This is a genomic window from Cylindrospermum sp. FACHB-282 (genome assembly GCF_014697195.1).
Lineage (GTDB): Bacteria > Cyanobacteriota > Cyanobacteriia > Cyanobacteriales > Nostocaceae > Cylindrospermum.
This window is the reverse complement of record NZ_JACJRJ010000053.1, coordinates 25049-38920: the sequence shown is the minus strand read 5'-3', so window position 1 is coordinate 38920 and position 13872 is coordinate 25049. Positions and strand designations below refer to the sequence as shown.

The window sequence follows — 13872 nt, the reverse complement described above, 5'->3', positions numbered from 1 at the left end:
ACAATAAATATTCCTTACATGTCAAGTGCAGTAAGGCTTATAAAAATAATTTGATACACTTAATTACATTTTTTAATCTTTAAATTTAATAGTTTAGCATAACAGGTACTGAAGAACCAGCTTTATTGATTAATTCTATTCTTGAAGTTCCGATACTTCAGTTTAATATTACTAACTTTTTGGTTAAAAAAACGTTTAGTATAATTTTGTAGCAGCGTTAGCTGGCTTGGGCGTGTAAACCTTTGAGGGCGGTTTGCTGGGGATTTTAAGTAGCGATAATATAGAAAAACGTCACGATAAGGAATATTAACATCTTCACCCCCACAAAGGCGCGCAAAGTCTGATGAAGATATACTCATATAGTGAATATAGGTTATGGGTTCCCCTTGGTCGTAAAGAATATTATCTACAACATCAAATTTTGAAGCCCAATGGCAACCAGTCGATTCACCGTTATAGGCGTAGTTATAATAAGAAATTCCGCTTCGTAAAACCAAATAGTTGATAACCGTTTGATCAGAATCTGCCCACGCCAAGACATCAGCTTCACCTGCTTCTAATTTTTCTAATAAGTTTGCTAATGTAGCATCATCGAAAATATGCTTTTTAGAAGCAAACCAACCAGAACAAAAAATACTATTGCCGATGTTTTTTTCAGTAAAAATTTCCCCTAGTTTGTCTTCTGACCAGTCAAAAATATAATTCAAATCCGATTTATATTGAAAGTCATTCGTGACCCAATCATATTTTTCCAACTTCTGATAAACATCATCTAGTGATTTCATCAATAGCGTATCTCCGTCAAAGAAGATAAACTTGTCAAAGGGACCATCCAGACAGCAAAGTTTGCGATGTCTTTCTATACGATAATTCGCTGGTAAGCCATATTCTTGCCACAGTTTTAATGCTCTTGGGTGAGCGTTCCAGATACGAGAGCCAAACTCCTCCCAGCGAGCTATGGAAGTAGCGTCTTCAAATAAGGTGACATTCTTTCTAGTTGCAATCTCTGCCTTTACTTTATCTAGCCGGTCATTATATGGAATTATACAAACAGGAATTTTTCTACCAGCATTAGCTTCTATACTGTTGAGCAACGCAACTAGTTGGTCATAGACAACATCATTAGCTAGGGTGTAAATACCATCAATCATGGGAATACTCCTGATATTAATTGCGGGCCACAACAAAGGGAAATAAACGACGAGTAAGTTTTGGGATGATGGCGAATTTACCCTGATGGAGATAGCGATAGTGTTCCCATAATTGCCAATAGGGGCTACCAATTTTCATTTTTGTCCCCGCCCAGTGGAGATATTTTAGTGGCTGCCCTCGGTCATAGAGAGTGTACCCTTGCTGTTGGAAATTGCGCGAACCTGCCCAACTACCAGGGCCTCCCCCAGGAATTTTGACGAGATTACCACGTTTGGCAATTAACTTGAGAACGAGATAATTAAGAATCGGTTGGTCTGTAACTCCTTCAGAAAAATCAAAGTATTCACGATGGGTAGCACATTCGCGCAAAGCTTCATCCATCTGTTGTTCGGTAATAGTTCCTTTTCTGGAAGCCCAAAAGCCACTATTAAAAACGTCTTCTAGTTGGGCATCTGTAAAAATTTGCTGCTCTCTTACCAAGGGTGAAAAGATATTTCTTAGCTTGTCATTGGCATGATGATAATCACAACAGAAAAAATCAACTTCTGTAAGTTTGTCTAAATTGTCGGCGATTTTTTCAAAAACGACAATATCAGTATCAATATAAATAAATTCATCTAAAGGCCCAAACCATGCTACCAGTTTACGCATTTTGTTGGGTAAGGCGAGGAAATCTCGATCAAAAATTTCGCCTATGGAAAGAGTGAATTTCTCAATCAGTTCTAAATCTGGGAAAATTTGTACGTTGTGTAAGGTAGTAATTTTATCAGCAACTTTGTGATAATTTTCATTAAAAGGGATGAGATAAATCAGAACTTCTTGGTCATAGTAACGAATACTATTTAGTAAGGCGATCGCATTCTCGATGACGCGATCATTGGCTACAATATAAATTCCCCGAATCATAAATTATCCTTGTTTAATTAATTTTAATTTACGCAAAGCTCTTGTGAGTAAATTCGCTGTCGGTGGTGGAGCGTCATAAGGCTGAGGAGGATTTTTAAAAACTGGACGCTTATCTGGTTCATGCAGGTAACGATAGTAAAGAAATAAATCCCGATAGGGAAACTCAATATTCTCTCCAGCACACACTGCTTGATTGATGTTAGGAGGAATGCCAATATAATGGATATAAGTTAGGCGATTACCCTTGTCATAAAGAATGTGATCTCGTTCTTCAAAATGCTTTGAGGTGGCAGAACATCCCGTTATTTCTGTATCTGGCAGTTGCTGGGCAAAGTTATAACTAGCAAGATTAGACCTCATTACCATGTAGTTGAGCAGCGGTTGTTCTCCAGCGCCGCCATACAAAATTTCTGTTTCACCAGTTTGTAAATGAGATATCAGTAAATCTCTTTGATTTGGGTTAAAAAGCCCCCGTTTTGCGCCATAAAATCCTGAACAAAATATTTCTGAATTAATGCGTTGTTGAGGGAAAACTTCTAGTAATTTTAGCGAATTAACATTATAGATTTTACTAACATCTTTAAATTGGAAATCGTAGACAATGAAATCATAAGATTCTAGCTTTTCAAACACTGCTGCTAGTGAGTTCATCACCAGGGTGTCTGCATCTAAATAGATAAACTTATCAAAAGGCCCGTCAAAGGCACAAAAACGGCGGTGAGCACCATAAAGGCGGGATTTGCTGCGATTCAATCTATCTGGTGCTGCTGCCAGCATAAATTGATCCCAGCGATTGATGGATTCTTGATCATCGTAAAAAAATACATTAGGGCGCGTAGCTATTTCCTCAGCAATCCGCTGTGTCTGGTCATCAAAAGGATAAATACAGACTGGGGTTTCAGCACCTAAGATCACATCAATACTGTTGAGCAAAGCCACCAATTGATCGAAAACATAATCGTTGGCAAGGGTACAAATACCATTCATAAATTTATGAGTTTTGAGCAACAAAGTCTGATAACCAGTTAAGCAGATTTAGCTTATGTAAGATGATTTGCCGGGCTTCGGCGATCGCATCCTTAGCAGCATACCAAGCATCAGGTGTTGCAGTCACTTCTTGAATGTAAGCAATACCTTTCTCATCCAAACTAGGCAACCGCAAAAAACTACCTGGTGGCAATAGTTTATCAGCTGCTGGGCCACCATAGTAAATTGGCAAACACCAGGCAAGTAAGCTATCCCAAAGTTTCTCACTCACATACCAATTGTTCTCAGCATAGTTTTCGATAGCCAAATTATAATAATACGGTGCCATGCCGTACCATTTATTACCTAATTCTCCGGAAGGTTTTGCCCATTCGGGTAAGTTACGCCCATATAAATCAAACTTAAAGCCACTAGATTGCAAAGACTGCAAAAAGTCTAAACGCTGGCGATGGTTGGCTGTACGGTTAATTCCCGAAGTCACCCAACTACAGGTAGCAACCTTTTGGGTACATGGCATTTCATTTAAATCCCGAAAGGAATTTGAGTGATACCAAATCGCTGACATATAGTTGGGAGTGGGGGCCAAATCATCAGGGCCGGAAACATAACCACAATACTTTTGAGCTTCTTGATAATTATGCTTATTGATTTCAACAATTTCATCTAATGGCGGTTCTCTGAGTAAATAAATAATTCGCTCTTTGCTAAGGCCACGCAGTCGAGAATTGATATCTACTGCTGGTTTTTTCTGCTGTTTACGAAAACTATCTAACCAAGATTTTTGTCGTGCTGGTTGGGGGAAATCAAACTGATACATTACCAGAAAATCTGGTTTTTCCTCTAGGGCGTGCATTTGTATATTATCCCAAATTCCAAAGTGATTTGGGGTTTGTTGCCACAGCCAAGCTGCACTTTTAGCTAGAGCCGAATAGCTGCTAATCATCCCAACGGTTTTGATGGTCATAATTAAGTATTTATTAGTTGTTAGTTTTTATTAATTTATCATTGTTTTCGATGATAGTTTTTCCAATATTTTGATCAAAAGACCTTTGTTAATTGGATTAACTAGAAGTAAACTCTATGCTCAAAAAGCTTTAATGTATCTAGCAGGTAAATAGCAGAGTGATAAGCTTCTGCAATTAATTGATTTTGTTCTTGGGGTCTGGATTCTAATTTATCGGCTAACAAGCGCAGAGAGTTAAGGAGAGGATCGAGACGTAGGCGAAACTCATCAGAAATTTGACTAAAGTTTTGATGCTGGCTAGTTCCATTGTGATTTTGGTCTATATCTGAGGATAATTGCCAGGTCATTCTCAGGTTAACTACATCGTCCAAGACATCAATGGCGTTGAGAACTTTTAAGGCTGAATTGTATGATTCGTCAATTAATTCCTGCCGCTCTTGGGAATTGTCTACCATATCATCAACTAATAATCCGAGGAAACCAATCATTGAGTTAAGCCGTGTCCGTAGTTCGTGAGAAATCCGGTTAAAGTTGGGATTTCGTCTGGTGGAAACTTCAGAATGGTCAGCAAATTGCATGGAGTAAAGGCGTGAGTAGTAACCACCCTTTTGTAAAAGTTGATGATGGGTGCCAATCTCTACTACACTTCCTTGATCTAAGACGGCGATTTGATCGGCTTTTTGGACTGTAGATAGACGGTGAGCAATGATTAGGGTTGTGCGATCGCGACTTAGGTCATCAAGTGCAGCTTGTACTAAGCGTTCGGAAACCGTATCTAAAGCGCTGGTAGCTTCATCTAAAATCAGAATTTCCGGATTTTGGAGCAGTGCCCGGGCGATCGCAATTCTTTGCCTTTGTCCACCAGATAACATGACACCGCGATCGCCAATGATGGTGTCAAATCCCTGGGGTAATTTGCTAATAAACTCATAGGCGTTTGCTCGCTTGGCTGCTGTAAGAATTTGATCATCAGTGGAATCTGGTCTCCCATAGCCAATATTGTTGGCTACCGAGTCATTAAAGAGAAACGTATCTTGACTGACAATTCCCATCGCCTGACGTAGGGATTTTAAATCGAACTCCCGCAAATCTATTCCATCTATGGTAATACAGCCAGATGTGGGGTCATAAAATCTGGGCAAAAGGTCTGCCATTGTCGATTTACCAGCACCAGAACTACCCACCAAAGCCAGTGTAGTACCCCGTGGTAAATATAAATCTACATCCCGAAGTACTATGTTTTGATGATTAGGATAGGAAAAAGAAAGGTGATTAAAATGTACTCCCTGCTGTAATTTCTGATAAGGAATCATACCGCTTCCCATGAACGGCTTATTATCCTTTCGTAAAAATTCAGCAACAATATTCACACTAGAAGAAGTATTGGCAAAGCTACTGCGAATACTATTTAACTGAGAAATAAACGGTAGTAGTCGCAGTAACAACAATAAATATGTAATCAAAACGGCTGAGACTGAAGCAATCTGGTCGGCAAATAAGGCGCGACCCAAAAATACAATTAGTATTAAGGCTATAACCCCCGTCACTTCGCTGAGTGGTGTAATCACCTCAGAATTCATCTGAGATTGAAAATCTGCTCTCTCTCTGTCGCGAATTAGTTTTGTAATCCGTTGATATTCTCTGTCTTCATTCCCATTTGACTTGACTAGGCGAATTCCATTGAGCATTTCTAACACAGAAATGGAATAAGCTTTAGACATCTCCGAAAGCTGTACACCAAAATCTCTTGAACGGTAAATTGCATACTGATTTACTAAGGTGACCAAAGATAACAAAGCTGTAGTCACAATGGTCAACTGCCAGGAAATTGACAGCAACAAAGCCACAAAAACTAAAATCGTAATTGCTAGGATAATTAGTTTGATCAAACCACCTATGGCACTAGCAGCACGACTAATTTCGCCACCAAGGCTGTTGATTAGATCACCAACTTTCATCTTGGTGTAATAATCTATGTCAATTTCTAGTAACAACTTCAAGCCTGCTTCTCGCATATCTGATGTCAGCGTTCGCGTTAAAGAACTTGACACCAAGGTACCGACATAGCTAGCTAAATTCTTTAAAAGAATTGTAAATACAATTGATGCAGCCATCACCGCTAGGCGGTAACTTTCTGGAACATGATCAAAGGGAGATACAAGAGCTTTAATAATTGGCGGAGCGCCTGTTAAATCTACAGGTTGACCCACAATTTGCAGAATTATTGGCACAATCAGGGTTGTACCCACACCGTTAAACAAAGCACCAGAAAATCCAAACAAGATTGTGAAGAATATCCTGCATGGATAAGGTTTAGCAAATTTAAGTAGTAGTTTGCTGTTAGACATTGGAGATTGAGATTATAATTAGCTAATTTTTAACATGATTCATAATTTTATAGTGGCAGGAAAAAGTCAGATTAATTAGGCCTACCTATTTAATAATAGATTGAAAATAATGCACCACTAAAACTCACAAACTGGAAATTAACTCAGATAGGGTAGATGCCATAGCCTCTAAGCTATATTTTTCTACACATCTTTTTCTAGCCTTTTTACCTCGCTCCTCTGCTTGCTCTAAATCTGCAAAAATTAGTTGAATTTGTGCAGCAATTTGTTCGGGACAACCAGGATCAACTAGATAACCAGTTTCTGCTAAAATTTCGGGAATATCTCCCACTCGCGTTGATAAAACAGGTTTAGCCATTGCCATCCCATCTGTCAACTTTAGAGGAAATTGGGCGCGAGCAATTACGTTATCTCGCTGGGGAACAACCACAATGTGAGCAGCTGCTACAACCTCAGGCATAACCTCTACAGGACACTTTGGTAATTTGATGATCCAACGCCCCCATTTTTCAATTAACCGATCATCATAATCATCGTAAGGACTACCACCCACAATTACTAGTCTTAAATCTTGCTGATTCAACTGATCTAAGGCTATTAAAACATCTTCAACCCCTTTGTGAGGTCTTGGTGCTCCAGGAAACATCAGAATTCGATAGTTCGCCAGACCATAATCCTCTCTGCTGACATTAGGATTATATTTGTCAGGGTCGAACATCGCAGTATCTTTGCCATTAGGCACATAAACACCGCCAAAGCGGTCTTGAAGAAACTGAGTATCTATCGTAATCCCATTGGCACGAGATACTAAACTTTCTATCCATTGGAGATAAAGTGGATGATCGGGAAATCTCAATACACCATCCTGCTTAAGAATGTCCCTGGCAAACTGCTTTAGACTGGGACGATACTTCCATTCAAAACCTCCGTGCCAGCTAAGTTCCCAGTCGTCCATATCTAAAAGCAAAGGACGACGGGTGGTTAATTTATGTAGTAGAGATACACCAAAACTTGTTGGTTTAGGTTTTATCGCATAAATAATATCGCCATCTAGTTTTTGCCAAAGATTTTTAGCTGATCTAAAAAACTCAGGATAGTTTTTGCCATCAATAGCTACTACTGGTATACCTACAGGAGGAATGGCATACAATTCCTGACCAAATAAAAAGCCTACAACCTCTACGTCATAATCGATTTTTTTTAGGACTTGAGCCAGTAAATAGGCTCGAACTGAGCCTCCTCCAGACAAGTCACTCACAACTAACGAAACTTTTCCTTTCATATATTAGTTGCTTTAGTCACTACTGATATAACTGTTATTTGGTCTTTTGAAAAAATTGATGAAGTAGGAAAAAATAGATATGATTTTTTGAGAGCGGGGGCCTCGATATTTTTCATAGAGTACAAAGCTGGGAATAATTAACCTAGTTTGATAAATCAACTTGAGTATAGAGCTATGATTAATTTTGATTTTTTTATTTAACAAATACAAAGGAGGGGAAAAAATTTTAATTAGCCGAGCAAAATTTTCTGGCTCTTTTTCTCTAATTGCCTCTTTAATTAAAAAATCTATCCCTACTTGGCATAAAGGGATCAAATCATGATGCTTACTGGACACCGTCTCGTAGAGCAAAATGTAATAAGCTTTCATGTAAGGCCAGTTATTAGTTCTATTAGACTGATGTTTTGTATAATATGCTCCGATTAACGAGGTGTATACAAAATTCGCCCCTAAAAGTAAAATGTCTACTGTAAAATCTCTATCTTGCAGAGCTTTCAAATTCTCATCAAATAACTTTTTATTAAGAATATCTCTACTCATCAATAGACATTGCTGAAGTAAGGGAAATGGAGAATCAGCTAAAAAATCAGGGATGAGTAATCGCTCTATCAATTGGTCTGTTGACAAAGAACCAACTATATTCTCCTGTCTGTTGATGATTTGTTGTTCTCTGTCTATGAATACCCGTTCATAATCTGTATAAAAAACAGTATTGTTTTCGTCATGCAAGTCACTTAGATGATCTAATTGAAATTTTATTTTATTTTCGTGAATCCAATCATCTCCATCTAGAAACTGAATCCATTTGCCTTGTGCCTGTTTAATGCCAAAATTACGACTTGAAGACACTCCGCCATTTTCTTTATAGAAGTAGCTTACTCTTGAATCTAGATTCATTAATTGCTTGACAACTTCTTGAGTGTTATCAGTAGAACCATCATCTACCATAATACATTCAAGGTCAGTAAATGTTTGTGATAGTACGCTTTTAACCGAGCGTTCTAAGTAGCTAGCTTGATTAAAACAGGTAACAATTATCGTAACAAGTGGAGTCATTGATTAAATACTCTTCTTGTTGAGAAGGTAGGGATAAGCAATTGAAAATTCAGGCATGAGAATTTCAAGTACTAGGAAAACAAAGTCAGTGTTATTATTTAAGTAACTAAGGTTTTATAAAACACGAAATGGTTTTAAGATATGCTCTTTCTTATCTTGAAAATTGCAACTGAATGTCAATAATGAATCAACATCGAATTTGTCATGAAATATGGTAAAGCGAAGATTTTCGCTTACCCTTAGATCAAAAGCTGCAATAAAAGCCTAAATAAAGTTAACGCCATATTGGCTAGTTCGTCTAGCGAAATTTCACGTAGAAAGCATATTTATTAATACCAAATATCTACTTATAAGGGAGACAAATGTAATGCAGGTAATCCGTCTTGAGGCACTCTCAGACAACTATATATTTTTGCTGTACGATGCCAAGCAAAATATTGCTGCTGTTGTCGATCCAGCGGTGGCTGAACCAGTCTTACAACAACTTGCACAACTCAAAGCTGAGTTGGTAGCAATTTTTAACACGCACCATCATCATGACCATGTGGGTGGTAATCAGCAGCTAATGGAACATTTTCCCCAAGTGACAGTTTATGGTGGTGTCGAGGATCGGGGAAGAATTCCCGGACAGCAGGTATTTTTGCAACAAGGCGATCGCATTGAGTTTGGCGATCGCCCAGGGGAAATTGTTTTCGTTCCCGGACATACCCGCGCTCACATCGCTTACTACTTTCCTCCAGAACAAGCCAGGGAGACAGGGGAGTTATTCTGCGGTGATACTCTGTTTGCAGGCGGTTGCGGTCGTTTATTTGAAGGAACGCCAACACAAATGGTAGACTCCCTCGCTAAACTCCGCGCTTTCCCCGATGATACCCGCGTTTGGTGCGCCCATGAATACACTTTAAAAAATCTGCAATTTGCCCTCACCGTGGATGGTGACAACGCAGATTTACAAAAACGCTACGATCAAGTTAAGGCTTGTCGCGATCGCCAAGAAGCTACGGTTCCCTCTCTGTTGGGTGTGGAAAAGCGCACGAATCCATTTTTAAGGTGGGAGCAACCATCATTACAATTAGCTGCCAACAGTAACGATCCAGTACAAACCTTTGCTAGGATTCGGGGAATGAAAGACAGATTTTAGCCGGTGGTGATAATTCCCCAGAGGATGAGATGATTTTTCTGCCGCTAATAGTTGCGATCGCCCCCACCTTTTCGCTAAAATCTTAGCTTTGGGATATAGTCGCAGTCCAGGCAAGCTATCCTGCTGACCACCCAAGTTAATGAGATTTTACAGGAAAAACGAAAAAAGATGGTGAAGCGCGTACAGTTAGTTTTAAATCAGGATATCGGCAAGCTGGGCAAATCTGGCGACTTAGTGGAAGTAGCTCCCGGCTATGCTCGTAATTATCTGATTCCCCAAAAATTGGCAACTCATGCCACTCCCGGTATTCTTAAGCAAGTAGAACGCCGCCGTGAGCAAGAGCGTCTGCGGCAATTAGAACTCAGAAAACAAGCTGAAGAACAAAAAGCAGCTCTGGAAAAAGTTGGCAGCTTGAAAATTGCCAAGCAAGTTGGTGAAAATGAAGCTATTTTTGGTACAGTCACTACCCAAGATATTGCCGAGGCAATTCAGGCAGCTACCGGTCAAGAAGTTGATCGCCGTGGCATTACTATCCCCGATATCAACCACCTGGGTACATACAAAGCCGAAATTAAGCTGTATTCTGACGTAGTGGCACAAATCGATATTGAAGTCGTCCCTAGCTAACTACTGCTTAGTCTGCCACCACAGATGAATCATTGCTGTTTATCTGTGGTGCTTGCTCTTTTTGGGGAAATTGTGACTAAGAAAATACCCTAGATAGCATCTTCAAGTCGATTTTGGACTATAAGAGTGAAGTACCCCAAGGGCTAATCCAAAATCGCAAATTTAAAATCGCTTATGGCTGAAGAACTGAGTTTTAAAGGCAATGGTAGCGATCGCCTCCCACCCCAAAACATTGAGGCAGAAGAAGCGATTTTGGGGGGAATTTTACTAGATCCAGAAGCAGTAGGTCGAATTAGCGATCGCCTAGTTCCAGAAGCTTTTTACATTAGCGCTCACAAACAAATCTATCAAGCAGCCCTACGCCTTCACACCCAAGGTAAACCCACAGACTTACTCGCAGTCACCAGTTGGCTAGCTGACAACGATAAGCTTACCCTCATTGGCGGCATAAATAAATTAGCAACTCTAGTAGAAAGAACCGTTTCAGCAGTTAACATCGACGCCTTAGCAGGGTTAGTGATGGAAAAATACCTGCGAAGGCGGTTAATTAAAGCCGGTGGCGAAATTGTCCATCTCGGTTACGAAACAGAAACCGAGTTACCAATTGTCCTCGACCAAGCAGAACAGAAAGTTTTTGGCGTCACCCAAGAACGTCCCCAATCAGGCTTAGTTCACATCGCCGATACCCTGATTAATAATTTCCAAGATATTGAAGCTCGAAATCAAGGTATCGCCCTACCAGGTATTCCCTGCGGCTTTTATGATTTAGATGCTATGACCGGCGGCTTTCAGCGTTCTGATTTGATTATCGTTGCTGCTAGGCCATCAATGGGGAAAACGGCCTTCTGCTTGAACGTCGCTCATAATATTGCTGCAGGTTATAAATTCCCAGTTGCTATTTTTAGTTTAGAAATGTCAAAAGAGCAATTAGTGCAACGTTTATTAGCTAGCGAGGCGCAAATTGAAAGTAGTTATCTGCGGAGTGGACGCCTTAGCCAAACTCAATGGGAACCGTTAAGTCGTGCTATTGGTATGCTCTCAGAGATGCCAATTTATATTGATGACACAGCGAATATTACAGTTAACCAAATGCGTAGTCAAGCACGGCGACTGCAAGCAGAACAGGGAATGGAATTGGGATTAATTGTCATAGATTACTTGCAATTAATGGAAGGAGCCGGTGATAATCGCGTTCAAGAATTATCAAAAATTACGCGTCAACTCAAAGGTTTAGCCCGTGAATTATCTGTTCCCATTATTGCTCTATCTCAGTTAAGTCGAGGAGTGGAAGCACGCACCAATAAACGCCCGATCTTATCTGATTTGCGCGAATCTGGTTGTTTAACAGGTGATAGTTTAGTAACAATTGCAAGTAGTGGAAAGCGAGTTCCAATTAAAGAGTTGGTAGGTAAATCTGGTTTTGAAGTCTGGGCATTGAATGAAGAAACATTAAAGCTTGAACCTGCTACTGTAAATCATGCTTTTTCAACTGGTAAAAAACCTGTCTTTAAGCTTAAAACTCGTCTAGGTCGCTCTATTAGAGCCACTGGAAATCATAAATTCTTAACTATCAAAGGATGGAAACGACTAGATGAATTAAAAGAAGGTAACAGGTTAGCAATTCCTCGCCATATTGGCAGTTCTGCTTGTCAAACAATGACTCATCCCCAATTAGCACTTCTTGGACATTTGATTGGAGATGGATGTACTTTACCTCGTCATGCCATCCAATACACAACGAGAGAAGAGGATTTGGCTAACATAGTTACCTGTCTTTCTCTAGAAGTATTTGGTAACGCTATCTCCCCACGGGTTAACAAAGAAAGAAATTGGTATCAGGTTTATCTTGCTTCCAGTCTACCTCTGGGTCGTAATACTAGAAATCCAGTTGCTCAATGGCTAGATTCTATGGACGCATTTGGCTTGAGGTCTTACGAAAAATTTATCCCAGTCCAAGTTTTTGAACAACCCCAAGAAGCAATTGCTCTTTTCCTGCGCCATTTATGGAGTACTGATGGTTCTATTAAGCTAGTTTCAGGTAAAAGGTTACGTCCTATTGCCTACTATGCCAGCAGTAGTGAGAAGTTAGCAGCAGATGTACAATCGCTTCTGTTAAGGCTTGGCATTAACGCTCGGTTAAAAATGGTTCCACAATCCGGCAAAGGTCGAAATCAATACCACGTAGTCATAACAGGTAAATCTGATATCGAATTATTTGCTCAACAAATTGGTGCTATAGGAAGCTACAAGTGCCAGTCGATGGGAGAAATTGTGGAGCATATTAAAACTTGTGTTGCTAATACTAATAGAGATGTAATACCAACAGAAGTTTGGAAGATGTACGCTATTCCCGCAATGCAGTTAGCTGGTATTACAACACGACAAATGCAAGCAGCTATTGGAACAGCATATTGTGGAACAACTCTTTATAAGTGCAACTTAAGTCGAGAACGTGCTTTAAGAGTAGCAGAAGCTGTCCAATCAAATGATATGGCTATCTTGTCCAACAGCGATATTTACTGGGATGAAATTATCTCAATCGAGCCTGATGGTCAAGAAGAAGTTTACGATTTAACAGTTCCTAGCTTGCATAATTTTATTGCGAATAACATCATAGTCCATAACTCAATAGAACAAGATGCGGATTTGGTAATCATGTTATACCGCGATGAATATTACACACCAGATACACCCGAACGCGGAATTGCAGAAGTAAATGTGGTTAAACACCGTAACGGCCCGACGGGAACCATTAAACTTTTATTCGATCCACAGTTTACAAAGTTCAAAAATCTAGCCCGACCAAATAATTATTAAAGCAATAACGGGTAATTGGATAAAACTATTACCTATTACCAATTACCCATTACCGAAATTTATTTGATCTCTAGCAATTCGACATCAAACACCAAGGTAGCGTTGGGTGGAATTACGCCACCAGCACCACGAGGGCCATAACCTAAATCTGGGGGGATAATTAACTGACGGCGATCGCCTATTTTCATCGTGCTCAGACCTTCATCCCAGCCCTTGATCACCTGTCCGATACCAATTTTAAACTCGAAGGGTTGGCGGCGATCGCGTGAACTATCAAACTTAGTACCATCTTCTAGAGTACCAACGTAGTGAACCACAACCGTTTGTCCTTTTTGAGGAGTCGCTCCCGTCCCCTTTGCTAACTCAATATACTTCAATCCAGAAGGGGTAGTTACGACATTCACATCAGACATAATATTGCTCGCTATCAGGGTATTGTTTTCAATGACAGTAGTGACTGCTGGTGGAGTTTGAGTCAACTTAGCAGCAATAGCAGTATCCTGTTTACCGCCTACTTGCGCCAACACCAAAGCCACAACACAAACCAGCATGAACGCCACGCTGAGTAAAATTGATTTCAAAATCAGCCCTC

11 protein-coding genes are annotated in these 13872 nt (G+C 39.9%); 3 read left to right on the top strand and 8 right to left on the bottom strand.

Features of this window, described 5'->3' with window-relative positions:
- Positions 1 to 122: 122 nt before the first annotated feature.
- The 7 genes from H6G32_RS22035 to H6G32_RS22005 form a co-directional block, all read right to left on the bottom strand.
- Positions 123 to 1151, bottom strand: coding sequence for an Npun_R2821/Npun_R2822 family protein (locus H6G32_RS22035; protein ID WP_190462164.1), 1029 nt, complete (start codon positions 1149 to 1151; stop codon positions 123 to 125).
- Between the two features lie 16 nt (positions 1152 to 1167).
- Positions 1168 to 2058 (bottom strand): Npun_R2821/Npun_R2822 family protein, encoded by an 891-nt coding sequence (locus tag H6G32_RS22030; RefSeq protein ID WP_190462162.1) that lies wholly within the window; start codon positions 2056 to 2058, stop codon positions 1168 to 1170.
- Between the two features lie 3 nt (positions 2059 to 2061).
- The gene (locus H6G32_RS22025) at positions 2062 to 3045 is read right to left on the bottom strand and encodes an Npun_R2821/Npun_R2822 family protein (protein ID WP_190462160.1); all 984 of its coding nucleotides are present in this window, start codon (positions 3043 to 3045) and stop codon (positions 2062 to 2064) included.
- A 4-nt stretch (positions 3046 to 3049) separates the two neighbouring features.
- Positions 3050 to 4009 (bottom strand): glycosyltransferase family 10 domain-containing protein, encoded by a 960-nt coding sequence (locus tag H6G32_RS22020; protein WP_190462158.1) that lies wholly within the window; start codon positions 4007 to 4009, stop codon positions 3050 to 3052.
- Between the two features lie 101 nt (positions 4010 to 4110).
- The gene (locus tag H6G32_RS22015) at positions 4111 to 6357 is read right to left on the bottom strand and encodes an ABC transporter ATP-binding protein (RefSeq protein WP_190462157.1); all 2247 of its coding nucleotides are present in this window, start codon (positions 6355 to 6357) and stop codon (positions 4111 to 4113) included.
- Between the two features lie 124 nt (positions 6358 to 6481).
- The gene (locus H6G32_RS22010) at positions 6482 to 7639 is read right to left on the bottom strand and encodes a glycosyltransferase family 4 protein (protein ID WP_190462154.1); all 1158 of its coding nucleotides are present in this window, start codon (positions 7637 to 7639) and stop codon (positions 6482 to 6484) included.
- A 12-nt stretch (positions 7640 to 7651) separates the two neighbouring features.
- Complete coding sequence (locus tag H6G32_RS22005; RefSeq protein ID WP_190462152.1) at positions 7652 to 8695, bottom strand: glycosyltransferase family 2 protein; 1044 nt, start codon at positions 8693 to 8695, stop codon at positions 7652 to 7654.
- Positions 8696 to 9062: 367 nt separating this feature from the next.
- Here H6G32_RS22005 and gloB point away from each other — a divergent pair, with 367 nt between their 5' ends.
- From gloB to H6G32_RS21990, 3 genes are all read left to right on the top strand, one after another.
- On the top strand, positions 9063 to 9836 hold the full coding sequence (gene gloB, locus H6G32_RS22000; RefSeq protein ID WP_190462150.1) for a hydroxyacylglutathione hydrolase: 774 nt from the start codon (positions 9063 to 9065) through the stop codon (positions 9834 to 9836).
- 168 nt (positions 9837 to 10004) lie between these two features.
- Entirely contained in the window at positions 10005 to 10463 is a 459-nt protein-coding gene (gene rplI / locus H6G32_RS21995) for a 50S ribosomal protein L9 (protein ID WP_190462148.1), read from the top strand.
- Between the two features lie 174 nt (positions 10464 to 10637).
- Positions 10638 to 13280 (top strand): replicative DNA helicase, encoded by a 2643-nt coding sequence (locus tag H6G32_RS21990; RefSeq protein ID WP_190462146.1) that lies wholly within the window; start codon positions 10638 to 10640, stop codon positions 13278 to 13280.
- 59 nt (positions 13281 to 13339) lie between these two features.
- Here the strand turns inward: H6G32_RS21990 and H6G32_RS21985 are convergent, their stop codons facing one another.
- The gene (locus H6G32_RS21985; protein ID WP_190462144.1) at positions 13340 to 13861 is read right to left on the bottom strand and encodes an FKBP-type peptidyl-prolyl cis-trans isomerase; all 522 of its coding nucleotides are present in this window, start codon (positions 13859 to 13861) and stop codon (positions 13340 to 13342) included.
- Positions 13862 to 13872: the final 11 nt, after the last annotated feature.